Annotated in this window: 20 protein-coding genes and 2 pseudogenes; 15 read left to right on the top strand and 7 right to left on the bottom strand. The window is 45.2% G+C overall.

The window, feature by feature from the left end:
* The 3 genes from BKN38_RS07210 to pstA form a co-directional block, all read right to left on the bottom strand.
* Window positions 1–1,474 (bottom strand): methyl-accepting chemotaxis protein (locus BKN38_RS07210; RefSeq protein ID WP_070957755.1); only part of this gene is annotated, 1,474 nt, incomplete at its 3' end.
* A gap of 226 nt (window positions 1,475–1,700) precedes the next feature.
* Complete coding sequence (pstB, locus tag BKN38_RS07205) at window positions 1,701–2,453, bottom strand: phosphate ABC transporter ATP-binding protein PstB (RefSeq protein WP_066458361.1); 753 nt, start codon at window positions 2,451–2,453, stop codon at window positions 1,701–1,703.
* A gap of 118 nt (window positions 2,454–2,571) precedes the next feature.
* The gene (pstA, locus tag BKN38_RS07200) at window positions 2,572–3,471 is read right to left on the bottom strand and encodes a phosphate ABC transporter permease PstA (protein WP_082942694.1); all 900 of its coding nucleotides are present in this window, start codon (window positions 3,469–3,471) and stop codon (window positions 2,572–2,574) included.
* Window positions 3,472–3,721: 250 nt separating this feature from the next.
* Here pstA and metK point away from each other — a divergent pair, with 250 nt between their 5' ends.
* Window positions 3,722–4,882 carry a methionine adenosyltransferase gene (gene metK / locus BKN38_RS07195; protein ID WP_066458370.1) on the top strand — a complete coding sequence of 387 codons (1,161 nt, stop codon included), beginning with the start codon at window positions 3,722–3,724 and terminating at the stop codon, window positions 4,880–4,882.
* 53 nt (window positions 4,883–4,935) lie between these two features.
* The gene (locus BKN38_RS07190; RefSeq protein WP_070957754.1) at window positions 4,936–5,652 is read left to right on the top strand and encodes a bifunctional 2-polyprenyl-6-hydroxyphenol methylase/3-demethylubiquinol 3-O-methyltransferase UbiG; all 717 of its coding nucleotides are present in this window, start codon (window positions 4,936–4,938) and stop codon (window positions 5,650–5,652) included.
* 86 nt (window positions 5,653–5,738) lie between these two features.
* Here BKN38_RS07190 and BKN38_RS07185 read toward each other — a convergent pair whose 3' ends face one another.
* From BKN38_RS07185 to fliI, 3 genes and pseudogenes are all read right to left on the bottom strand, one after another.
* Window positions 5,739–6,458 (bottom strand): hypothetical protein, encoded by a 720-nt coding sequence (locus BKN38_RS07185; RefSeq protein WP_143000240.1) that lies wholly within the window; start codon window positions 6,456–6,458, stop codon window positions 5,739–5,741.
* A gap of 135 nt (window positions 6,459–6,593) precedes the next feature.
* Window positions 6,594–7,574 carry a hypothetical protein gene (locus BKN38_RS07180; protein WP_070957753.1) on the bottom strand — a complete coding sequence of 327 codons (981 nt, stop codon included), beginning with the start codon at window positions 7,572–7,574 and terminating at the stop codon, window positions 6,594–6,596.
* A gap of 113 nt (window positions 7,575–7,687) precedes the next feature.
* A pseudogene (gene fliI / locus BKN38_RS07175) lies at window positions 7,688–8,983 on the bottom strand (flagellar protein export ATPase FliI); the annotation flags it as partial.
* A gap of 109 nt (window positions 8,984–9,092) precedes the next feature.
* Here fliI and tig point away from each other — a divergent pair.
* From tig to lepA, 5 genes are all read left to right on the top strand, one after another.
* The gene (gene tig, locus BKN38_RS07170; RefSeq protein ID WP_066454580.1) at window positions 9,093–10,619 is read left to right on the top strand and encodes a trigger factor; all 1,527 of its coding nucleotides are present in this window, start codon (window positions 9,093–9,095) and stop codon (window positions 10,617–10,619) included.
* Window positions 10,620–11,014: 395 nt separating this feature from the next.
* Window positions 11,015–11,602: an ATP-dependent Clp endopeptidase proteolytic subunit ClpP gene (gene clpP / locus BKN38_RS07165; RefSeq protein WP_066454582.1), complete on the top strand. Its 588-nt coding sequence runs from the start codon at window positions 11,015–11,017 to the stop codon at window positions 11,600–11,602.
* Window positions 11,603–11,648: 46 nt separating this feature from the next.
* Window positions 11,649–12,746 carry a diguanylate cyclase domain-containing protein gene (locus BKN38_RS07160; RefSeq protein WP_066454584.1) on the top strand — a complete coding sequence of 366 codons (1,098 nt, stop codon included), beginning with the start codon at window positions 11,649–11,651 and terminating at the stop codon, window positions 12,744–12,746.
* Window positions 12,724–13,260 carry a peptide deformylase gene (gene def, locus BKN38_RS07155; RefSeq protein WP_066454588.1) on the top strand — a complete coding sequence of 179 codons (537 nt, stop codon included), beginning with the start codon at window positions 12,724–12,726 and terminating at the stop codon, window positions 13,258–13,260. The genes BKN38_RS07160 and def overlap by 23 nt, the downstream gene beginning before the upstream one ends.
* A gap of 343 nt (window positions 13,261–13,603) precedes the next feature.
* On the top strand, window positions 13,604–15,397 hold the full coding sequence (gene lepA, locus BKN38_RS07150) for a translation elongation factor 4 (protein ID WP_066454592.1): 1,794 nt from the start codon (window positions 13,604–13,606) through the stop codon (window positions 15,395–15,397).
* 448 nt (window positions 15,398–15,845) lie between these two features.
* Here the strand turns inward: lepA and BKN38_RS07145 are convergent, their stop codons facing one another.
* Window positions 15,846–16,475, bottom strand: coding sequence for a hypothetical protein (locus tag BKN38_RS07145; RefSeq protein ID WP_066454595.1), 630 nt, complete (start codon window positions 16,473–16,475; stop codon window positions 15,846–15,848).
* 767 nt (window positions 16,476–17,242) lie between these two features.
* On the opposite strand from BKN38_RS07145, the pseudogene BKN38_RS07140 reads away from it, so the two are divergent.
* From BKN38_RS07140 to nuoH, 8 genes and pseudogenes are all read left to right on the top strand, one after another.
* Window positions 17,243–17,683: pseudogene (locus BKN38_RS07140) on the top strand (NAD(P)H-quinone oxidoreductase subunit 3); the annotation flags it as partial.
* A 193-nt stretch (window positions 17,684–17,876) separates the two neighbouring features.
* Window positions 17,877–18,356 carry an NADH-quinone oxidoreductase subunit B family protein gene (locus BKN38_RS07135; RefSeq protein WP_066454608.1) on the top strand — a complete coding sequence of 160 codons (480 nt, stop codon included), beginning with the start codon at window positions 17,877–17,879 and terminating at the stop codon, window positions 18,354–18,356.
* Between the two features lie 14 nt (window positions 18,357–18,370).
* The gene (locus BKN38_RS07130) at window positions 18,371–19,276 is read left to right on the top strand and encodes an NADH-quinone oxidoreductase subunit C (RefSeq protein WP_104720799.1); all 906 of its coding nucleotides are present in this window, start codon (window positions 18,371–18,373) and stop codon (window positions 19,274–19,276) included.
* 96 nt (window positions 19,277–19,372) lie between these two features.
* Window positions 19,373–20,614: an NADH dehydrogenase (quinone) subunit D gene (gene nuoD, locus BKN38_RS07125; protein WP_066454648.1), complete on the top strand. Its 1,242-nt coding sequence runs from the start codon at window positions 19,373–19,375 to the stop codon at window positions 20,612–20,614.
* A gap of 9 nt (window positions 20,615–20,623) precedes the next feature.
* Complete coding sequence (locus BKN38_RS07120) at window positions 20,624–20,857, top strand: NADH-ubiquinone oxidoreductase subunit E family protein (RefSeq protein ID WP_066454611.1); 234 nt, start codon at window positions 20,624–20,626, stop codon at window positions 20,855–20,857.
* On the top strand, window positions 20,854–21,027 hold the full coding sequence (locus BKN38_RS11145; RefSeq protein WP_156528122.1) for a hypothetical protein: 174 nt from the start codon (window positions 20,854–20,856) through the stop codon (window positions 21,025–21,027). Before BKN38_RS07120 ends, BKN38_RS11145 begins: the two co-directional genes overlap by 4 nt.
* The gene (locus BKN38_RS07115) at window positions 21,015–24,017 is read left to right on the top strand and encodes an NADH-quinone oxidoreductase subunit G (RefSeq protein WP_066454614.1); all 3,003 of its coding nucleotides are present in this window, start codon (window positions 21,015–21,017) and stop codon (window positions 24,015–24,017) included. The genes BKN38_RS11145 and BKN38_RS07115 overlap by 13 nt, the downstream gene beginning before the upstream one ends.
* On the top strand, window positions 24,010–24,999 hold the full coding sequence (nuoH, locus tag BKN38_RS07110; RefSeq protein ID WP_066454617.1) for an NADH-quinone oxidoreductase subunit NuoH: 990 nt from the start codon (window positions 24,010–24,012) through the stop codon (window positions 24,997–24,999). Before BKN38_RS07115 ends, nuoH begins: the two co-directional genes overlap by 8 nt.
* Window positions 25,000–25,007: the final 8 nt, after the last annotated feature.

The raw sequence follows: 25,007 nt of genomic DNA, 5'->3' as shown, positions 1-25,007 counted from the left end.
TTTGATTATTTAGAGAGTTTGCAAAGTCTAGAGAAGTTTTTAGCATTTTTCTTATTTCTTCTCCTAGTGTGTTTGTGACTACTTCTACTCTACCTTGTGCGTTTGCTACTTGGGTGGAGAAGTCAAGCCTTGTATAAGAATCAAACACTCTTGCTATTTCATTGGTATCACTGCCTATTTTATGCTCTAGTGTATCTAGCATATGATTTAGCACATCTTTGAGTTCTTTTAGCTGTGGATTATGAGGAGATTCTTCTATTCTTGCTTTGAGATTGCCTTCTTCTACTTCTTTGGCAGTGTGAGCTGATTGCTCTATTGTTTTGGCATCTTTTTGCAAGCCTTCTTCAGTGCGTTTGATGTTTTCATTGATGGCTTGAGCCATGACGCCGATTTCGTCGTGGCTTTTTAGGATGAGTGGTTTTGGCGCTACTTTACTTTCATGGTTTAGGTATTTGAAAAACGCGATAAGCAGCGTTTTTATGCTATTTATTGGGCTTGCTAGATAGCGATTGATGAAAAATATCACCACAGCACCGATGATTATCATGATTGTCGCGAGGATTATGGTTTGGATAAGGTTTGCGTTTATGGTTTCTGTGTAGTCGGTTTTGTTGGCGGTGGTTACGATAGTCCAGCCAAAGGGGAAGCTTTTGTAGAATCCGATTTTATCTAGCACCTTACCATCTTCTGTGATGAAGTCATAATCGACGATGCCATCCTCCAAGTGGTCTTTATGCAAAACATCTGCGAGCACATCTTCTACTTGTTTGGCGGCTGGGCTGCCTACGAAGCCCTCTTCTTTGTATGAGAAAATCTTGCCATCAGAATCTGTTAGGAAAATGTTTGTAGAGGGCAATTCAGAATTCATAAACGACACAAATCTATCTTGGAATCCATCCACGCTTATGTCAAATCCCACGACACCTATAAACTTGCCATTTTTGACAAGTGGCATGGTGGCGGTGGAAAACGACTGCCCTTTGTATTTGCCAGCCGCACTTACATATACTGGCGTGATGATGCCAGCACCCTTTTGCTTAGTCTCTACATACCACGCGCGCGTGCGAAGGTCGATGCCATCGGTATTGTCCCAGTTGGGCGAGAAATGCTTGATGCCATTTTCATCATAGTATTGCAAAATCGTCTTGCCATCATCCTCATACACGACGACGACAAGCGGATATTTCACCAAAGAAGCGGCGGTATCAAGGATGGCGCGCTGCTGCACGATGTCGTTTTTATCGACTTTGACTAGGTTTTTTGCTAGGATTTTTAGGTGGTGCTGCGCCTCATCGCCCATAGTGATAAATATGCTTCGATATGCAGATTCTAGCGTTTGCTTTTGTATGCCTTGATACAAATCGATGATGTCGCCTTTGTTTTTTTGAAAATTAAAAAAACTAATCACCACGATGATGACGACAAAAATCGCTACTGAACTGCCTGTAAGCTTGCCGCTTAATGAACGAAACATCTATGCTCCTTTATGCCCTCATTATGCTCCCATTTATACCCTCATGCCCCATGTGCGCGCAAATATAGCGCGCGTATTTTATAGGCTTTTGACTTACTGCAAGCTTAATGGGCTGCTAGAATCCACTGCTGGCAAAGGATGGCAAATGCCGCTTTTTGGAGGCTTCAATGTTTTGTGATATCGCTTTTTTTGGATTCCCTTTTAGATTCTCTTTTAGACTCTCGTTTTAGCCAAACTTTCCGCCTATGTAGTCTTTGGTCCTTTTGTCTTTTGGGTCGTTGAAAATTTTTGCAGTGCTGTCAAACTCCACCACTTCACCCAGCAAGAAAAACGCTGTTTTGTCCGAGATTCTAGCAGCCTGCTGCATATTGTGCGTGACGATGATGATGGTGTATTTTTCTTTTAGCTCATTTATGAGCTCCTCGATTTTTAGCGTGGATATCGGGTCTAGCGCGCTTGTGGGCTCATCCATAAGCAGCACTTCTGGGTTTATAGAAAGCGCACGCGCGATGCAGAGCCGCTGCTGCTGCCCGCCACTTAGCCCAAGCGCTGATTTTTTGAGCCTATCTTTTAGCTCTTTCCAAAGAGTAGCGCCTTTTAGGCAGCGCTCCACGATCTCATCTAGCGTGTTTTTGTCCTTGATTCCATGTGTTTTGGGCCCAAAAGTGATATTATCATATATACTCATAGGAAATGGATTTGGCTTTTGAAACACCATCCCCACGCGCTTTCTAAGCAGATTTACATCATAGCTGCCATAGATATCTTTGCCCTCCAGCAAAATCTTGCCGCCGACTTTGCAGCCCTGCACCAAGTCATTCATGCGATTTAGGCAGCGCAGTAGGCTTGATTTGCCACATCCGCTAGGCCCGATAAACGCGCTCACTTCGTTTTTGGCGAGGTTTAGGTTGATATTTTTTAGCGCGTGAAAATCGCTATAAAACAAATCCATATCTTTTATGTTGAAAACACTTTTCATATTTGCTCCTTTTTTGAGGCAATGTTTGAGTTTTGCGCGTTTTTAGATTCTGGTATTTTGCAGATTCTGCGCCGCCAGAATCCAGAATCTAAAAAGCTAGAATCTAAAAATCTAGAATCTACACTAGCGGCGGCGGGCTAAGCCTTTTGGCGATGAAGTGTGAAAGCATATTCACCCCCACCACAAAAAGCAGCAAAACCACCGCACTCGCCGCAGCCTGCTTGATATAAAGCCCTTCTATCAAAAGCTGGTAGATATGCACGCTTAGCGTCCTGCCAGATTCTGCCACAGAGGCGATTTGCGCCACGCTGCCAGAGGTGTAGAGAAGCGCCGCGCTCTCGCCCACGATGCGCCCCACAGACAAAATCACGCCAGACAAAATCCCACTTATCGCGCAAGGCAGGATAATGCGAAATAGCACCGCAAGCTGCCTAGCCCCAAGCGCTAGCCCCGCTTCTTTATAGGTGAGTGGCACGCATTTTAGCGCTTCTTGGGTGTTTCGCAGGATAAAAGGCAGCACCATGATGCTAAGTGTCAGCGCGCCTGCTAGCATGCTATAGCCCATGCCCGCATATATCACAAACGCGAGAAAGCCAAACAGCCCATACACGATAGAAGGGATCCCCGCCAGCGTCTCCGCCGCCATGCCTATGATAAACACAAGATAAGAATCGCTTCTGGCGTATTCTTGCAGATAAATCGCACCAAAAATCGCGATAGGCGTGGCGATAAGCAAGGATAAAAGCACCATGGAGAGGGTGTTTATGATGCTTGGGAGCATGGAGACATTTTGGGTGTTGTAATGCCACTCAAAAAGTTGGCTTGAAAGATGTGGAATCCCGCTATACAAAATATAGCCCACAAGTAGCGCAAACAAGCCTATCGTGGTGGCTATGGCTAGATATACTAGCGCGCGGAGGGTGAGTGAGAGTTTATCAAGTGGCTGGTGGGTGGGGTATGTGGATTCTAATTTGGAATCTATTTTGGAATCTTTGTGATGCTTGGATGGTTTTTTCATATTTTTGCCTTATTTGATTTTTGCGCTTTTTATATCCAGAATCCACTTTTAGATTCTGTCAATGTGCGCTAAAAGCTTGGCAAAAGTCTAAAGCGCGTGCGTAAAGTCCAAAGCGTCAATTGTAAAAAATATGTAAAAACTTCACAAAATACAATATGTGATAATTACTTTTGGCAAAACATATATTGTGTTTAACTATTTTTGCTATCATCGCAGGGCAAAATTCCTAAAATCTTGAAAAAGGCAAAACATGAAAAAAACCTTCCTTTTCACTTCAGAATCTGTAACCGAAGGACACCCAGACAAAATGGCTGACCAAATCAGCGACGCGGTGCTTGACTACATTATCGCGCGTGATAAAAATGCGCGTGTGGCGTGCGAAACGCTTGTAAGCAATGGCTTTTGCGTGATTGCCGGCGAGCTAAAGACTAGCGTATATGCGCCAATGCAAGAAATCGCGCGCAAAGTCGTGCAGGAAATCGGCTACACAGATGCGCTCTATGGCTTTGACTACCGCTCCGCAGCCGTGCTAAATGGCATCGGCGAGCAAAGCCCGGATATCAATCAAGGCGTGGATAGAGAAGATGGCGAAATCGGCGCAGGCGATCAAGGGCTTATGTTTGGCTTTGCGTGCCGCGAGACGCCAACACTCATGCCACTGCCTATTTGGCTTTCTCACCGCTTGACTGAAGGGCTAGCACAAGCGCGCAAAAGCGGGAAACTGCCATTTTTGCGCCCTGATGGTAAAAGCCAAGTGACCGTGCGCTATGAAGATGGCGTGCCTGTGGCGATTGATACCATCGTCATCTCCACGCAACACAGCCCAGAGACGCAGCAAAACCACTTGCGCGATGCGGTGATCGAAGAAATCGTGCAAAAAGTGCTGCCTAAGCAGTATTTGAATGACAATATCCGCTATTTTGTAAATCCTACAGGCAAATTTGTCATCGGCGGACCACAGGGCGATGCGGGGCTCACAGGGCGCAAAATCATCGTTGATACCTATGGCGGAAGCTGTCCGCATGGTGGGGGCGCATTTAGCGGAAAAGATCCAAGCAAAGTCGATAGAAGTGCCGCCTATGCAGCGCGCTATGTGGCTAAAAACCTCGTAGCAAGCGGAGTGTGTGATAGAGCGGTGGTGCAAGTGGCGTATGCCATCGGCGTGGTCGAGCCGGTGTCAATCCTTGTGGATTCTCAAGGCACTGGAAAAGTGGATGATTCTAAACTCACTGAATGCGTGCAAAGCATTTTCCGCCTCACGCCAAAAGGCATTATAGAATCGCTTGATTTGCTCCGCCCAATTTATCAAAAAACTGCGGCTTACGGGCATTTTGGGCGCGAGTTGCCAGAATTTAGCTGGGAAAAAACCGACAAAATCGAAGCAATCAAAGATTTTTGCGGGGTGAAGTAAGCCCCCGCTCTAGCCAAATATCAAAACCCAAAACATTAAAATAAGGAGAACACATGGGAATGAAGCAAAAGCTTAAAAACTTTAGAGACAGATTATTGGGGGGGGGGGGGGTAGCACATATCGCTAGTGAAGTGCATTTTATTAAAAACCTCCTTCTAAAACAAAACGAAAATAATCTAGGTGCGCTTTTTGACACCATCTATGAAGCAAATATGTGGGGAAATGGCTCTGGTAGCGGGTCAAATGAGATTCTCTGCAAAGATTATGTCGCGTTTTTGCAGGATTTTTTCAAAAAGCATGATATAAAAAGTGTCGTTGATGCTGGCTGTGGCGACTGGCAGTTTTCAAAAAATATCGATTTTAGCGGAATAGACTACAAAGGATTTGATGTTGCATCATTTGTCATCAAAGCAAATAATGCAAAATACCAAAAGCCAAATGTGACTTTCACGCAGTATAATGGCGATTTCACGACGCTTCCGAGTGCGGATTTGCTCCTTTGCAAGGATGTTTTACAGCACTTGCCAAATGCAAAAATACAAGAATTTGTAAGCATTCTGCCAAAGTTTAAATACGCGCTTATCACAAATGATATGGGCGACAAAAATAATAACGACATACTTCCGACCTATGGGCGCACGCTTGATTTGCGCGCCGAGCCTTTTAATGTGCCACTTGAGATTGTATTTAAGATTCAAGAGTCAGCAGAATGGATGAAAGCAAACAATGTCACAAAAATCACCATGCTTTGGGTAAATCCAAACAATTAGCGCTATATATTTTGCACGATAGCGCGGCTTTTGGCATTTGCAAATCCCTAATCAAGGCAGAATCTAGAATCTAGATTCTAGCCTCTTTACAAAATATTAAACACCACATAGATTCCATGCACTATAGAATCTACCCCCACTTCGCGTGCGCTTTCTCCATAAAAACTAGCCCTATACAAAACATCAACATTTGCAAAAGGAAAAAGCCTCAAAAGTCCCACACCTGCCTCCACATAGCCGCCATTGAAGTAGTATCTATAGTTTGGGTTTAGGTTTGGGACATTGGCGCTTGAGAAAAGCACGCCGCCACCAAAGACAAGCGAGACATAGCCTTGTGGCTCGTGCTCGTAGCTAAGAGGAAAAGGGGTTTTGTAGTTTTGAAACGGATGGATGTAAAACACCGCGCCAACGCTGTGTGTTTTGGTAAAAGTATCCGAATACAAATATCGAAAGCGCATGCCAAAATCCACATAAGGATTCCTAAACGGCTCGTTAGCAAAGCTAAGATAACTTACCCCCAAACTAAGGCCCACATTTATGCCTGTTTGGGTGTCGATGCCTGTGTGTGGCAAGCCAAAATCCGTGCTAGAGCCTATGTGAAGAGAAAAGAACTGAGACATCGAGGCTCTCGTTTTCATATCCTCATCCGCAAATGTGGGGCTATTTAGACAGAGAACCAAAAGGCAGATTCTGCAATAAGCGCGGAAGCGCAAGGGGATTCTCAAGAAGATTTTTGAGATTCTAGAGCTGATTTTTGAGCGGATTTTGGAATCCATTTTAGAATCTTGTTTTATACGATTTTGCATTGTGGCTCGCTTGTGATTTACTCTATTTTGATTTGTTTATTATGAGCGATTTTTATCATATTTTTTAGTTTTTATAAAGGCGCTTTTTTGGGCTGCTTTGATTCTTGCGATTTTGCGAGGTTTTGATTTGTGATATCATTTAAACCAGTGCGAAAGTGCAAAAATGCCCGGGGAAATATCAAACACCACATAAACTCCATGCACCATAGAATCTATCCCCAATTCGCGCGCGCCTTTTCCATAGAAATTAGCCCTATACAAAATATCGACACTTATCGGAGAAAGCCCCAAAAGCCTAACACCCGCCTCTATGTAGCTGCCATTGAAGTTGTATTTATAGTTTGGGCTTAGGTTTGGGACACTGACACTTGAGAAAAGTCCGCCACCGCCAAGAGCAAGCGAGACATAGCCTTGTGACTCGCGCTTTTTGCTAAGGAAAGGGATTTTGTAGTTTTGAAATGGATGGATGTAAAACACCGCGCCAACGCTGTGCGTCCTGGCAAAAGTGTGCGAATACAAATATCGAAAGCGCATGCCAAAATCCACATAAGGAGCATCAAGCTGCCATAAGGGCGCTAGATAATTTAGCCCGGTGCTAAAGCCCACATTTACGCTCGTTTGGGTATCTATGCCTGCGTGTGGCAAGCCAAAATCGGTGCTAGAGCCTATATGAAAAGAATAGCCTTGAAATAGCATCGCCATTCCTTTCATTGAGCTTTCAAAATTGAGGTCTATATTTTCGCTAGCTGGCTTTATGGCTTCGCAGGTGGATTTTGTGGCTTCGTTAGTGGATTTTATGGCTTCGCGGGTGGGCTTTATATTTTCGCTAGATTCTGCACTCTCGCTGGCGGATTGTATATCTTTGCTAGCAGATTGTATATCTTCGCTAGCGGGTTTCACATCCTCGCTGGCGAGTGCTGGGCTATTTAGACAGAGAATCAAAAGGAAGATTCTGCAATAAGTGCGGAAGCGAAAGGGGATTCTGGAGAAGTTTGAAGCGATTTTTGGGCGGATCGCAAAAGGGATTTTTGAGAAGATTCCAGAGTCGATTTTTGCGTAGATTCTGCTATATTGTTTTATAAATTTTTTCATTTGACTTTTGGTGTTATATATCATGCTTGATTATCCTTGCTTGCTTATCACTCTTGCGGCAAGTCTGGCAGATTTTGCTGCAAAGATGCTTGGGCTTGCGCTTGAGACTGCGCCCTGCTGGCTGGCTTTGAGGCAAATATCGCGCGTAAATCAGCGACACTTTTTTCGAAGTTTATATTCTCATCCTCGTTTTGCTTTAAGTATTCTTGCATTTTGGGCTGGATGGATAGCGCGTAGTCTAGCTCGCTGTCCGCGCCCTTTTGATACGAGCCGATACGCACTAGAATCTCATTTTCTTTGATGAGCGCATAATATCGGCGAAAATCGCGCACAAGCTCTTTGTGCTCTTTGGTGGTGATGTCATTGCTAAGGCGCGAGGCGGAGGATAGCACATCAATAGGCGGATACACGCCAAAATCTGTAAGATTCCTATCAAGGATAATGTGTCCATCTAGTATGCTGCGCGCTTGGTCGGCTATAGGGTCGCTCAAGTCATCGCCCTCCACTAGCACGGTGAAAAACGCGGTGATAGAGCCTTTGCCCTCTTCTTTGCCCGCGCGCTCCATGAGTTGGGGCATTATCGTAAGGACGGAGGGCGGATAGCCTTTGCTCGTGGGGGGCTCGCCGAGTGCTAGCCCAATCTCGCGCTGCGCCATCGCAAAGCGCGTGACAGAATCCATGATAAAAAGCACATCTTTGCCTTGTGATTTGAAATACTCCGCCACTGCCATCGCAGAAAATGCGCCATATTTTCGCATAAGCGGTGAGTCATCGCTTGTAGCCACGATAAGCACGGTGCTAGAGAGATCGCCGCCTAAGGATTTGTGGATAAATTCTGGCACTTCGCGCCCGCGCTCGCCGATGAGTGCTATGACTTTCACCGGCGCATCACAGCCTTTGACTATCATACCCATAAGCGTGGATTTCCCCACACCAGAGCCGGCGAAAATCCCCATTTTCTGCCCCTTACCACAGGTCAAAAGCCCATTTATCGAGCGCACGCCTACATCAAAGACTTCATCGATGATACCTCGCCTAAGAGCGCGGATGGGTGGGGCGATAATAGGCACGCTTATGGTGTTTTGCAATGGTGGCTTGTCATCGATAGGCTGTCCGAGCGGGTCTAGCACGCGCCCTAGCATATCATCACACACTGGGAAGCTTAGCTCGTTTTTTTCTATAAATACTTTATCGCTTATCGAGAATCCCTCCACAAAGCCAAAAGGGCTAAATCCAAACGAGCCAGACTCGCTTAGCGTGACGATGCCTAGCGACTCGCTAGAATCTTTATGTATCGCTTTGATGATGTCGCCGACGGAGGGCGTGATGCCTTTGGCATAGATGATTGTGGGCGTGATTTTGTATATGACGCCATATTGTGGGGAGAGGTTTGGGCGGTGGGCGAGCTTGGATTTTAGCGTATCTAAGGACATTTTGAGGCGTATCCTATAAGTTTTTTGGTGTATTTTATAATGTTTTTTGTGTTTTTTAGCTAAAATAAAATTTACTTTATTTTACATCAAGTCACAAAAGGAATGGATGATGAACTTACAAACCACTCGCGTAAATACTGCCAACGCCCTAGCCAAAGGGAAAATCGCACTAAAAGATCTAGAGCATAAGCTAGAATCTATCGCGCAAAAAGTCAGCAAAAGCGTCAAGCTCGCTGGATTTAGACCCGGAAAAGTGCCGGTAAATATCGTAAAAAGCCGCTATAAGGATTCTATCGAGCAAGACGCACAAAGAGAAATGGTGCAAGAAATGCTAGATAATGCGCTAAAAGAGCTGGCTATCGATGTCAAAGCGCTTATCGGCGATCCGATAATCACAAAGTTTGAAAAGGGCGAAAATGACATTGATGTCGAGATAAAAATCTCTATCCGCCCAGAATTTAGCGTAGAAAACATAGAATCCAAAATCCCCACACCCAAAATCCCCACCGCCACCAAAGAAGCGATCGATGAGCGCATCGAAGCCATCGCCAAAAATAGCGCACCACTAAAAGAATCCAAACACACCAAAGTGCAAAAAGATGATGTGGCAAATATCGATTTTGAAGGGTTTGTCGATGGCGTGGCGTTTGAAGGCGGCAAGGCTAGCGGGTTTGATTTGCGAATCGGCAGCGGGCAGTTTATCCCGGGATTTGAAGATGCACTGGTGGGCGCAAATCTAGGTGAAGAGAAAAGCATCGAAGTAAATTTCCCAGAAAACTACCACTCTAGCAATTTGGCCGGCAAAAAGGCGACTTTCAAAGTCAAAATCAACAAAATCCAAGAAGCAGATGCGCCAAAAATCGATGATGCGCTAGCGCAAAAACTGCTAGGAGATGAAAAAGCCACGCTAAAAGAGCTAAGAGAAAATATCGAAAATGAGCTAAATAACGAGCTAAAGGGCAAATACTATAGCGAAGAGATGAAAGAAAAATGCCTTGAAGCGCTGCATAATGCGATAGAGTTTGACTTGCCAGAGGTGATTGTCGAGCAAGAGACGGATGTGCTTTTCCGCAATGCTATCTCGCAAATCTCTCAAGATGAGCTAAAGACTTACCAAAACGACCCAGAATCCGCTAAGAAAAAGCGCGATAGCTTCAGCGAAGATGCAAAACGTAGCGTGAAAGTGACTTTTATCGTCGATGCGATCGCGCGCCAAAGGGGCATAGACATCACGGATAATGAAGTGATGAGCGCGATTTATTATGAAGCGATGATGAGCGGGCAGAATCCAAAAGAGACGCTTGAGTATTATAAAGAAAATAACTTCATCCCGGCTATCAAAATGTCTATGATAGAAAACCGCGTGCTTACAATGCTGCTAGATGAAAAAGCGGGGATAAAGCCAGCGGATAAGGCAGGCAAGGCGGAGAAAAAGGCAGAATCTAAAAAGGCAGAATCTGGCAAAGTGGATTCTAGCAAGGCGGATGCTGGCAAGGCAGATTCTAGCAAGGCGGATTCTGCTGGCGCGAAAGATTCTGCAAAATCAGATTCTAATAAGGCGCCAAAAGCCAGCAAAACAGCAGCCAAAGATTCTAGCAAAGCAGAATCTAAATCAAGTGCCAAAGCCAGCAAATAAGGCAAACGCAAAAAGCTAGGCGAAAAAGCCAAGCACAAAAAGCTAGGTGCAAAAGTTTAGGCAAACTTGCTAGCAACCAAAAGTGGCGGAAGGGCATAAAAGACACAAAATACACAAGCATAAGGCGCACCAAAAAGCGCAAGCAAGCGCAAAAGGTGTAAAAGCCACAAACGCAAAGCGCGCCAAAAAGCATCAAAGGCAAAAAGCAAAAACCAAAATCTAGCGCAGGCCACAACAAGCCAAGCCAGCTAGATTTTGATTCTTGATTGAGATTTGTTAGATTCTTTTAATGATTCTAGTGCGCTTTGGCTTTTTCAAGCCGCAAGCCACAAGATAAAAGTCAAAAGGCAAAAGAGTCAAAAACCCAAAAAACCAAACCAAAATAAGGACAAAAAATGAACTACATTCCTTATGTTATCGAAAAGACAGGGCGCGGCGAGCGCAGCTATGATATTTACTCGCGCTTATTGAAAGATCGCGTGATTTTGCTAAGCGGCGAGATAAATGACATGGTAGCATCCTCTATCGTAGCCCAGCTTTTATTCCTAGAAGCTGAAGATCCAGAAAAAGACATAAACCTCTACATAAACTCGCCCGGTGGCGTGATAACGAGTGCTTTTAGCATATATGACACGATGAATTATATCCGCCCAGATATTTGCACGATTTGCATCGGGCAGGCGGCGAGTGCGGGCGCGTTTTTGCTAAGCTGTGGGGCGAAGGGCAAACGCTTTTCACTGCCGCATTCTCGCATCATGATACACCAGCCTCTAGGCGGCGCGCAAGGGCAGGCGACAGATATCGAGATACAGGCGAAAGAGATTTTGCGCCTGCGCTCTATCCTCAATGAAATCATGGCAAAAAACACTGCCCAGCCACTCAAAAAAATCGCGCAAGACACCGAGCGCGACTTTTTCATGAGCGCGCAAGAAGCCAAAGATTATGGGCTGATAGACAAGATTTTGACAAGAAGCATCAAATAGTGCCGCGATTCAAGGCGCATCAACACCCCAAAAGGAATGAGTGAAAATGAAGAAAGACGACGAAAAAGCATCTGACATCGGCACCAACCCATTTCTATCAGGGATAAATCCTGATGTGCCACATGACAATGACATCGCGCCGGGCAGCGGGGATAGTGGCGACTTTATCGAGGTGGTAAATAGGCTCTCACAATCAGCTATAGAGACGCTACAATCAGAATCCTTGCCCTGTCTGCCTTCCAACTACCGCTTGTATTTTGAGAAATTTTTGCAAAAAGAGCCAGCAAATGTGCGCGAGAAAATCCGCACTATCATGCGTATGCAGTCTGACTTAGAAAATCGCGCGCTGGTGTTTGAAAAGTCTGTGGGTGAGAGCCTTCGTATCATCAAGCAGGTGCTAAACTGTATGTCTGTGGTGTATCAAAACTTCATCATCGCGCAAAATGTCGTCAAGCAATACTCCAAAGATATGGAGCAAGCGGACAATAAGCTGACACTTCGCAATGTTATGGATTTTTTCATCCGCGATATGAATAAAGTCACCAAAATCACCTCAAAACAGCTCGATCAAATCCGCGATCTCTACGCCAAAACAGACAAAAACCTAAAGCAAATCAGCCAAAACTCCGTCTATGACCTAAGCCTAGATGTGTATAATCGCAGCTATTTCACAGCGGTGCTACAAAAAGAGCAGCAGCTTTGCATGGAGTTTAACCATTCTTCCATCCTCATCTACACCACGCTATCCCAAGCAGTCACGCGCGAGGTGGGGCAGGATTCTCCTGTGTTTGCGATTTTGCTAAAAACGATGGCGAAATTTTTGCAAAAGCATGTGCAAACGAGCGATTTTATCGCGTATATGGGCGATGGGATTTTTGGGATTTTGCTGAAATACTCTGATATGCTAGAGGCGCAAGAGCTTTGCGTGTCGCTCTATCAAGCCGCGCAGATTACAGATGTGTTTGTGGGCGATATGAATTTGCAGCTTGACATCACCACAAGCATCGCCAAAATCATGCATGAGCGCTCTATCGAAGAAAGCATGAGTGCGTGCCTCTCCACGCTAAAAATCGCGCTCGAAGAAAAACAGCACTGCAAAATCTATCAGCAGGATAGCATAGATGGCGATTCTCAACATCATTAAATACCCGCACCCCACGCTCAAAAAAAAATCCAGCAGCGTCGAGGTGTTTGATTCTAGCTTGCATGAATTGCTAGATAATATGTATGAGACGATGACTAGCACCAATGGCATAGGGCTTGCCGCGATACAAGTGGGCGTCCCGCTACGCGCGCTCATCATCAATATCCCCGATGAAGAAGGCGCGCAAAACGCAGAATCCACGCTAGAAATCATAAATCCCACCTTCCTAAAAACACAAGGCAGCGTGCTTTACTCGGAGGGCTGCTTGTCGGTGCCGGGATTTTATGAGGAGATAGAGCGCTTTGAAGAGGTAAGCATCGCGTATCAAGACCGCTTTGGCGAGAAAAAGGTGATGCAAGCAAGCGAGCTTTTGGCCATAGCGATACAGCATGAGATGGATCATCTGGAAGGCATACTTTTTGTGGATAAGCTGCCGATTTTGCGGCGCAAGAAGTTTGAAAAAGAGCTAAAAAGAATCCAAAAAGAGAAAAAGGCGGAGGGCAAAGGGGCTTAGAATCTGGGGCTTGGAATACGCTGCTTAGAATCTAAGTTTTAGATTTTATAGCTTGGAATCCGCTATCTTAATTCTTGAGTTTTGGATTTTGTGGTTTTGGCTTCTTGAGTTTTAGATTCTGGGGCTTAGAATCTAAAGTTTGATTCAAGCTTAGATTCTGCAAGATTTTAAGGATTTGGATTTTGGGGCTTTGATTTTGCAATTTAGATTCTGGCGAGTTTAGATTCTAGATTTTGCCAAACATTTTAGAATCCAGCTCCAGAATCCAACTTTTGGAATCTAGTTTTTAGAATCCGATTTTCAGAATCTAGCTTTTAAATCCAGCACATTATAAAGGGCTTTTATGCAAGAACTCATTCGCAATTTTTCTATCATCGCACATATCGACCATGGCAAATCAACGCTTGCTGATAGGCTTATCCAAGAGTGCGGCGCGGTCAGCCAGCGCGAGATGACAAGCCAAATCATGGATACGATGGATATAGAAAAAGAGCGTGGCATCACCATAAAAGCGCAATCCGTGCGCCTAGAATACCCGCATAATGGCAAAACTTATATCCTAAATCTTATCGACACGCCCGGGCATGTGGATTTTAGCTATGAAGTCTCGCGCTCGCTTAGCTCATGTGAAGGCGCGCTACTTGTCGTGGATGCCTCGCAGGGCGTGGAAGCGCAAACGATTGCAAATGTGTATATCGCGCTTGAAAATAACCTAGAGATTCTGCCTGTGATAAACAAAATCGACCTGCCCGCTGCAGATAGTGAGCGCGTCAAAGATGATATAGAATCTAGCATTGGGCTTGACTGCTCGGGCGCGCTGGAAGTGAGCGCAAAAAGTGGCATTGGCATTAGCGCGCTACTAGAATCCATAGTCGAGAAAATCCCAGCACCAAATGGTGAGCCAAACGCACCGGCAAAAGCGCTTATTTATGATTCATGGTTTGATAACTATCTAGGCGCGCTAGCACTTGTGCGCCTCAAAGATGGCGCGCTAAAGGTTGGACAAAACGCGCTTATTATGAGTAGTGGCAAAAAGCATGAGATTCTAGGGCTTTACTATCCCCACCCCGTGCAGAAAATCCCTACCAAAAGCATCGAGTGTGGCGAGATAGGCATCGTGTGTCTTGGGCTAAAAAGCCTTGATGAGCTGGCTGTGGGCGATACGCTCACAAATGCCGAGAATCCAACGGCTGAAGCGATTGAAGGCTTTAAGCCGGCTAAGCCATTTGTTTTTGCCGGGCTTTATCCGATTGAAACTGATAAATTTGAAGAGCTCCGCGAGGCGCTAAAAAAGCTAAAACTAAATGATTCTGCGCTTAGCTTTGAGCCTGAAACTTCTGTGGCACTTGGCTTTGGATTCCGCGTTGGATTCTTAGGACTTTTGCATATGGAAGTGGTGAAAGAGCGCTTGGAGCGTGAGTTTGGCTTAAGCCTTATCGCCACTGCGCCCACCGTCATCTATGAAGTCTATGGCACCGATGGATCACTAACGCTCGTGCAAAATCCTAGTCAGCTCCCAGAGGTGCAAAAGATAGAAAAAATCAAAGAGCCATTTGTCCGCGCACATATCATCACGCCTAGCGAGTTTCTAGGCAATATCATCACGCTCCTAAACAACAAGCGCGGCGTGCAGGAAAAGATGGAGTATATCAACCCACAGCGCGTAAGTTTGCAATACGCAATCCCTAGCAATGAAATTGTCATGGATTTTTATGATAAGCTAAAGTCCTGCACCAAAGGCTATGCAAGCTTTGATTATGAGCCTATCGAGTATCGAGAGGGCGATCTCATCAAGCTAGATGTGCGCGTGGCGGGCGAGGTCGTCGATGCGCTATCTACCATAGTAGAGCGAAGCAAAGCACAAGAAAAAGGGCGCGCGCTGGTAGAAGCGATGAAAGAGCTTATCCCGCGCCAGCTTTTTGAAGTAGCGATTCAAGCAAGCGTGGGAAATAAAGTCATCGCGCGCGAAACCGTGAAATCCATGGGAAAAAATGTGACTGCAAAATGCTATGGCGGGGATATCACGCGTAAGCGCAAATTGCTTGAAAAGCAAAAAGAAGGCAAAAAGCGTATGAAAGCTATCGGCAAAGTAGAGCTGCCACAAGAGGCGTTCCTCGCGGTGCTTAAAATTGATTAGAGGCTGGCAAAAAGTCGCTAAATGGTTATTAATTAAATAGCTACAAAATAGCCATAAAATAGCCATAAATCGCGCCTTTTGGATAGGCTGGGTTAGCTTAGTCTATTCCATTCTGGCATGGATTCAATCAAACCAGAATCTAATTTTATATTTATGCTTTGTGCTACGCCTTGCTAGTTATTAATGTTTGTCGCGCACCTCACTATTTTATGCCGCCTTGTGCGCCTTTGCTAATTATAAATTTTAGCGGAATTGTTGATTTATAATATTTTGCACGCATTGCCATTTGGATATTGCGCGCAAGTGTCAAGCCTAGATTCTAGCAAGATATTGCGCGCAGATGCCAAAACTAGATTCTAGAATCTAGCAAAAGCGTGCAATCTTTTTGTCTTGCCTAGCACGCGCTTTTGCCTTCGAAGCGCGTTTATATATGAGGCTCATATAAGGCTCATTTGTAGCTTTTTATGAGTTTTCCTGTTTTATCGATTAGATTGTCTTTGGCTGCTTTTTCAAGTATATTTTTGAGTAAAAATTCACTATTGCTATTTGATTTCATAAACTCATAATACTCTTTAGGATTAGTTGAAAATATTTCATCAAAGATATATTTATATTTAGGATTATCATAGATGAAACTACTCAATTCGTAAAAAGACTTACCATATTCATCTTGTAAGCAAGAAGTTAGCCCAAAAAATGGAATTATAGGATTAGCACCATCTGGCAACTCAATATTATTAGCCATCTCTTGGCACTCACCTTGTTTTGCAAGCATATTTTTAACCATAACATCAATTTTATTCTTATCTTTGACATTTATATGTTTTGCTAGTATTTTGCGATAACTGAAATAAAAATTATCCATTATTGCAGTAACTTTGCTTTCATATTCATTCATTAAAAGAGCCTCATTGCACCAGACAGGAAGATCACCATAATCAACAATGTCTTTATAATCAATATTGCAAGTGCTAGTTGGTTCTATAAACTCCTGTTTGAGCATCTCATCAAGATTTAGCGCTTGAAGCAAGGTAAATGATAGGCACACACTAGTAGCGAATAATTTATTAAAAATCATTAAAACTCCTTTCGTGCTAAATAGATTCTGGCGCGTTTTGCTTATTCCAGAATCCATTTATTTTAGCTATAGATTTTTGAGATGCAAGGTATAAATTATCACCCAAATTTGGCATATGAGATATGATTTTGATATTTTAGCGAAAATTTTTTTTAGCGCAACGAGGCAATTTATATCCTAATTTTATACCTGCCCGTATGCTTTTGCATTTGATTTTATCGCTAGTATTCTATGACTATGCCAAAGCAGAATCGCTACAAGCGACATTTTGTGCCTTTTTAACTAAATCCAAGATATCCCTTGACTTCTAAAGCAAGCAAACCCCATGCTGCGCAAGCAAAGTTTTTGGAATTGGATAAGGAAAAGTATAGGATTTGGCGCATGACAAAAAAGGACTAAAGGTAGGATAGGGCAAATATCGCAAGGATCTTTATGGCAAGAAATTAGCATGTGACGGCTACTTGTAGCCGCATTGACAAAGTAGAATCTAGAATTAAAATTTAGATTCCTGGATTCTAGGCCTTAACAAAAGGCAAAAATTATTAAATGCCACAAACTAGATTCCATCTTGAATTGTTGTGTCGATACTGCATTAAACACTACAAAATTCCTCGTTAGTTTTAAAAAGTTAAGAATTTATTAAACTTTTTCATTCTACAATCTTATTTACTTCTATATTTTGAGATTTCATATCATTTTATTTGTGTTGCTTTTTTTAGATTTACGCGCATTTTGACTTTGACATATCACACACTTTAAGGAAGCATATGCCAGCGACATTAGAGCCAGCGCTAAGCACCACTTTAGCAAGCCAGCCCGAGCTTTTTGCGACAAATCACGCGTATTTTGGCGTGTTTATATTGCTGGCGCTTAGCTTTGTGGCGTTTAACTACACGCTAAAAATCCAGCGCTTCATCAGCCGCAAAATCGCTCGCAAAAACCGCGACAAGCTAAAGCTAGCGCCCTATGAGTGCGGTCCTGTGCCGCTCAAGCAGCCCGCTAGAATCTCGCATCATTTTTTCATCATCGCGCTTTTGTTTGTGCTATTTGATATCGAAGTGGTGTTTATGATCCCTTGGGCTATCGTGTATAAAAGCTTTGTGGAAAATGGCGCGGGTGCGTTTGTGTTTATCGAGATGCTTAGCTTTGTGGGCTTGCTTGTGGTGGGGCTCATCTATGCGTGGAAAAAAGGCGCGCTGCAATGGCAGGATAATAAGCTTTCAAACCCCGTGATGGGTAAAGTGGATTCTGCAAATATGGATTCTGCAAATATGGATTCTGCAAATATGGATTCTGCGAATTCTGCAACAAATTTTATAAATAAAAGCGCGGCAGAATCTAGTTTTGCGCGAGAATCTAGCCAAACACACGCGCACCACACACAAGATATAAGGAGCAAAAATGTCTAATAATATGGCCGCTCCGGTTGTGCTAAGCACGATCGACAAACTGCTAAACTGGGGCAGAAGCAACTCGCTTTGGCCTATGACTTATGGCTTGGCGTGCTGTGCGATAGAGATGATGGCGACAGGCGGGAGTCGGTTTGATTTTGATAGGTTTGGGACGATTTTCCGCGCTTCGCCACGGCAAAGCGATGTGATGATAATCGCAGGCACGCTTACTAAAAAGCACGCAGAATTTACGCGCAGGCTTTATGATCAGATGCCAGAGCCAAAATGGGTCATCTCTATGGGAAGCTGCGCGAACACCGGCGGTATGTTTAACACCTATGCCACCGTGCAAGGCGTGGATCGCATAATCCCAGTAGATATCTATCTGCCCGGCTGCGCGCCGCGCCCAGAGACGCTGCAATACGCACTCCTCGTGCTCCAGCGCAAAATCCGCTCCAACAAAGCCATAGCGCCAAAGCGCATCATCTAGCCAAAAGGACATATATGCCAAGCACTGCTGATTGGATACGCCAGATACCAGAATCTAGCGCGCCAGCACACCATACACACAATGCGCCAGCGCACGCATTAGATTCTAGCGCAAACGCTTCATGTCAAGCGCACCAAATACACCAAACACGCCAAACACATAAAGATGTGCAGAAAAAAAGCACGCATACGCCTAGATTCTACCAGCCCACACACACTGCCAAAAGCCCCATAGAAGGCAGCGCATGGGAAGTGATATATAATCATCTTAGCTATTTTTTCCCGATAGAGAGGGCATATATAGAGCTTGGCATAGCGGTGTTTTGGGTGAAAAAGGATGATATTTTGGGCGTGATGAAGCGGCTGCATAGGCTAGGATATGAGACATTGAGCGATATGAGCGCGGTGGATAGGCTAGCGGATGAGGGGCGGTTTGAGATGTTTTATCTGCTGCATTCTTTGCAAAGTAGCTTTGAGGGCAAAAGGCGCGTGCGTGTCAAATGCTATCTGGGCGAAAATGAAGCGATAGATTCTATCTCTTCTGTGTTTTCGCTCGCACTTTGGAGTGAGAGAGAGGCGTATGATATGCTAGGTATTGAGTTTTTAAACCATCCAAAACTTTCGCGCCTCATCATGCCGCGTGATTGGGTGGGGCATCCTTTGCGCCGCTCATATCCATTGCAAGGCGATGAAAGTGCATCGTGGTATGAGATAGATAAGATTTTTGGCAAAGAGTATCGCGAGGTCGTTGGCAAAGAGCAGCGCGATAGTACGAGGGTGGATGAAAAGAATCCGCGCGATTTCTCGCGTATCGATGCGATAGGTGAAGAGGGCGAGGGGCTGTATATGGATGCGGCAAAAGCGCTATTTGTCAAAAATATCGCCCAAGCCAAAAAAACGCTACTGCCAAAAAGAAAATAAATGGCAAAAAATGATGGCACCAAGAAAAATGGCACAAAAAATGGCACAGAGAGAAATAGTGAGAGAAAACAAAATGCCAAAAATAGGAAACGCATAATGGGACAGGTATATACGCGCCTCAAACCGCAGTTTGAAAACATACATTTCGAGCGCAAAGAAGACACGATGGTGCTAAATTTTGGTCCGCAGCACCCCTCCACGCACGGGCAGCTGCGGCTGGTGCTAGAGCTAGATGGCGAGCGGGTCAAAAAGGCTACGCCAGAGATAGGCTATCTGCATCGTGGCATAGAAAAGCTAGCAGAAAATATGATTTATAATGAGTTTATGCCAACAACTGATAGGCTTGATTATATTTCAGCTATTGGCAATAACTACGCTTTCGCGCTTGGTGTAGAGCGTCTGCTAGGCATACAAGCCCCGCGCAAAGCGCAAGTCATACGCACGACACTGCTTGAGCTAAACCGCATCATCTCGCATATTTTCTTTATCGCCGTGCATGCTATGGATGTGGGCGCGCTATCGATGTTTTTGTATGCGTTTAAGACGCGCGAGTATGGGCTTGATTTGATAGAGGATTATTGTGGGGCGAGACTCACGCACAATGCCATCCGCATAGGCGGCGTGCCGCTAGATTTTTCTGCTGGGTGGCTAGAGAATCTAGAGGCGTTTCTGGCAGAGGCGCAAAAAGGCGTGCAGCTTTTTGAAGGACTGCTAGATAATAATAGAATCTGGAAAATGCGCCTTGAAGGAGTGGGCGCTATCACGCAAGAGAGCGCGAAGTCTTGGGGTGTGAGTGGCATCATGCTGCGCGCTACTGGCATCGCTTATGATATACGCAAAGAAGAGCCTTATGAGCTTTATAGCGAGCTAGATTTTAGCGTGCCGGTGGGAAATGTGGGCGATAGCTATGATAGGTATAGACTCTATATGCTAGAAATCCTAGAATCTATCAAAATGCTAAAACAGCTCATCGCTATGTATAGAGAATGCGAAAAAAGCGGTGGCGGCGATCTCATGGCGCGCGCACCAGAATACATATCCGCGCCAAAAGAAGAGATAATGACGCAAAATTACTCGCTTATGCAGCATTTTGTGCTAGTCACGCAAGGTATGCGCCCGCCAAAAGGCGAAGTCTATGCACCCACAGAATCCCCGCGCGGTGAGCTTGGGTTTTTTATCCACTCACTCGGAGAGCCTTACCCACAGCGCGTGAAAATCAAAACGCCAAGCTTTGCGCACACTGCACTTTTGCAAGAAATGCTAGTGGGCTGCTATATCGCAGATATTGTGACGATTGTGGGCTCTTGCAATGCGATATTTGGCGAAGTGGATAGATAGGGGGAGATGATGAAGCGCTTTGATTTGCGACATTTGGGCGGCGATTTTTACACGCGCATGGGCGAGGTGATAGATTCTGCTTTGGCGCCGGGTGAAGTTGGGATATTTCTTTTTGTGGTGGATGATTTTGCCAATGTATCTAAAAGTGTGGAGTTTGCGAGCCAAAAGGGCTGTGAGATAATGAACTCGGTGCGTTTTAATCATCGAGACTGGACGCTAGTAGTCCGCAGGGGTGCGCAGTGAGTATCGCGAGAAAATATTGGCTCAAAAGAAAATATTGGCTTAAAGCGCTGGGGCTAGAATCCAAAGTAGATTCTAGCGCGTCAGAATCCACAACGCGCGAAGCAACCTTTTGCAAAGCGATTTTTGACACAATCCCCACCAACACTAAAGGCTTAAAATGGCAATGGTAACCATCAAAATCAATAATCGCACCTTGCAATGCCAAGAGGGCGATACTATCGTGGATGTGGCAAGGGAGCATGGTATTTTTATCCCTACCATTTGCTATTTGGGCGGCTGCTCGCCTACTTTGGCGTGCAAAATGTGTATGGGCGAGACGAAGGATGGCAAGCGCGTCTATACCTGCAACACCAAAGCAAAAGATGGGCTAGAGATTTTTACTGACACGCCAGAGATTAGGCGCGAGCGGCAGATGATTATGCAAACTTATGATGTAAATCACCCGCTAGAATGCGGCGTATGCGACAAAAGCGGCGAGTGCGAGCTGCAAAATCTGACCCTTTATACCAAAGTAGCGCATCAAGAATACGCGCTAATAGATGATGAAAAGCATGAAAAATCTTGGGCGCAAGCGCTCTATGATCCAAATCTCTGCATAGTCTGTGAGCGCTGTGTCACCACTTGCAAAGACAATATCGGCGAGGCGAAGCTAAAGGCTGGCAAAGCAGATTTGCACGCGCCTGATGCCTACAAAGACTCCATGCCAAAAGACCCTTATAGTGTGTGGAGCAAAAAGCAAAAATCGCTTATTGATTTTGTGAGTGATACGCCTTGCGTGGATTGTGGCGAGTGTATCGCGGTGTGCCCGGTGGGCGCGCTCACTTACAAAGACTTCAGCTACACAGCAAACGCATGGGAGCTACAAAAGATCCCAAGCACTTGCACGCATTGTGCGATGGGCTGTCATATCGTGCAAGAGATACGACATAGCGATACGCTTGGGACTAAGCGCGTTTATCGCGTGACAAATGATTTCCAGTTTGCGCCTATTTGTGGGGCGGCGCGGTTTGGATTCTCGGTGTTTTCAGCGGTGGATGAGGCATCATCTATCGAGGGCAATGCGCGCGCTGGCGTTTTGGGCGCTGGCGGTTTTGCAGAATCCAGCGCGCCTGCTATCGTGCAAAAAGCGCTTGATGCGCTATCAAATGCCAAAGCATTGCGACTAGGAAGCGATGCCAGCAATGAAGAAGCAATGATAGCAAGCTTACTTGCCGCGCGATATAATCTAGCGATTTATAATGAAGAAGCGCGCGCGTATCAGCAGTTTTTGTCATATTTGCGTCTAAATCACACGCTAAAAGATCTCAAAAATTCTAGCACGATAATCTCGCTTGGCTGTGCTTTTAGACTCCAAGCGCCCGGCATCCAATACGCGATAAACAACACCATCCGCATAAAAAAGGGCATCAAGCTTTTTTATATGCATCCGATTGCTGATGCGCTCATCTCGTCATTTTCGCGCTCGGTAAAGCACATCGCTTACGCACCAAACAATGAAGAAATAGCGCTTGGCGCGCTGCTTTTATCAATGCAAGAAATCATAATAAAAGCGTTAGAGACAAACGCAAATAAGCCTAGCCTATCTAGCCTATCTGGCCTATCTGGCGCGCAAAACGCAGAATCTAGCCTAAAAGATCTGCTAGAGTCTTTGCTAAAAGAGATAAAAAATAGTGAGTATCAAGAGGGTGGAAATGTGGAAAAATCGCAAGTGGATTCTGGTGAAAAAGTGGATTCTGGCGAATTTGAAACACCACCCGCACCGCCAAAAATAGGCTACAAAGCACTAGAATCTGCCAACATCTCTTTGGATGATTTGAAAGATTTATCTAGCATTGATTTAAGCGAAGCATCTATCATCGTGGGTGCGGATGTATTGCAAAGCGTGCTACAAGAAAGGGCACTAAAGATGAGCGAAAGCGAAAACGCCACAAGCCCCATCATCGCAGGACTCGCACTCCTAGAAAAATGCGGTGCAAAAGTGTTTGTCATCCCAAATGGCAGCAATGTAGCCGGTATCGCCAGAATCTGCGCGCTAGAGGCAGAATCTAGCGCCGGCGCAAAAATAGATTCTAGCAATTTAGATTCTAACGACTTGGATTCTGATAATAAGCGCGCGATTATTGGTATCCGAGCGGATGGCGATGTGAAATGGGGCGGGTATTGGAGCGATGAGAGCGGTGCTTTGGTAGCAAAGCCAGACTTCATACTTCCAGCCCCCCAGCAAATGCGCGCAACGATGACAAACGCAGAAAATCGCGTGCTGCCACTAGAGCAAGCGCTGGCGTATGGCGGATATGATTTGGCTAGCATCGCGCATTATGCGCTGTCAGATGAGGTGGATTCCAGCGTGGATTCTCGCACGCTAGCCACGCTTAGGTATTTTGCAAACTTCACGCTGCTTAGCGAATATACGCGCGCGTTGCCTAGGATGCGTGGATTCTCCCCGCGCGCGCATGAGAGCCTGCCAAACTACTACACGCAAGGCGGCGATGATGTGCGCGGCTATGCCCTAGACTCGCTTATAGAGCCAAACGCGCTATCAAACGCCACGCCTCGCGCGCTTAAGGCGACAAAAAGCACGCCATATAATGCCTATGTCTCATATCCGCAAAATCTTTTTGGCGAGCTAACGATTTTGGATAAAAATATGCAGCAAAAAGATGGTATCTATACTTCAAAGGCGCAGCTAGAGAGGCTTCAGCTAAAAGAAGGGCAGGAAGTGGCGCTTAGAAAAGTGGATTTTGCTTTGGATTCTGGCGTGGATTCTCGCGCGCAAAATGCAGAATCTAAATTGGATTCTAGCATGGATTCTGCTTTGGATTCTGGTGCGTCAAACACTCCAAAATCCACCAAAGCAAGCGCGCTACAAATCAAAGCAAAAGTCTATATTGATTATGGTTTGGGCGATGATATATGGCTTATCAGCCCAAATATCGCTAAATCATGGCGCGGGCTGTATCATCTAGTGGAGGTGGATTCTAGTATGCTGGCAAATGCAGAATCTAAATCACAAGATTCTAAAGCGCAAGATTCTAGCGCGTTTAAAAGCATCGCAGAATCTAGAGTGCAAGATTCTAGCGCGCCAGCAAATCTAGCAGAATCTAGATTGGCAGAATCCAAAGCCAAAGAATCCAGCACCTTAGGAGATAATCATGGCTGATTTTATCATCGAAACATGTATCAAGATTCTAGTCGTCGTGCTGGTGTTTTCTTTTCTCGGCGGGTTTGGGACATATATCGAGCGCAAGGTGCTAGGCTTTTTCCAGCGCAGGCTCGGACCTAGCTATGTGGGACCTTTTGGGCTTTTGCAATTTCTAGCAGATGCTATCAAACTTTTTACCAAAGAAGACATTTGCCCACAAGGCGCTAATCGCTTGATTTTTATGCTAGCGCCTGTGATTGCGATGATGAGCGCGTTTGTGGCGATGGCGCCGATTCCATTTTTTGGCGAGTTTGAGATTTTTGGACACACGATACAGCCTATCATTTCTGATATAAATGTCGGCTTGCTATTTTTCCTAGCTGTTGGCGCGGCGGGGATTTATGCGCCACTTCTTGCTGGGCTCTCATCAAACTCCAAATACTCCCTCATCGGTGCGATGCGCGCTTGCGTGCAGCTGCTTAGCTTTGAGGTGGTTTCTACGCTTAGCATTTTGCCAGCACTCATGCTTGTGGGCTCGCTCTCGCTTGTGGCGATGAATGACTATCAAGCCGGCGGGATTTTTCACTGGCTTATGTTTAAGCAGCCAATCGCGTTTATATTGTTTTTGGTGGCAAGCTATGCAGAGCTAAACCGCACGCCATTTGACTTGCTAGAGCATGAGGCGGAAATCGTGGCGGGATTTTGCACGGAGTATAGCGGGCTAAAATGGGGGATGTTTTTCTTGGCGGAATACGCGCATTTGTTTGCCTTTGGCTTTGTGATAGCATTGATATTTTGCGGTGGTTATCAACCGCTTTGGATTATCCCGGGAGGCTTAGCGATAGTGCTAAAGGTTTGCTTTTTTGTATTTTTGGCGATGTGGGTGCGCGCGACATTCCCGCATGTGCGCCCAGATCAGCTTATGGGGATGTGCTGGAAAGTGCTTATGCCCCTAGCATTGCTAAATCTCATCATAACTAGCATAGTGATAATGCTTTGATAAGGAAA

Origin of the sequence: Helicobacter sp. CLO-3, assembly GCF_001854545.1 — a bacterium.
In the GTDB taxonomy this organism is placed as follows: domain Bacteria; phylum Campylobacterota; class Campylobacteria; order Campylobacterales; family Helicobacteraceae; genus Helicobacter_B.
The sequence above is the reverse complement of the archived record's forward strand: the minus strand, read 5'-3'. Positions and strand labels throughout refer to the sequence as shown.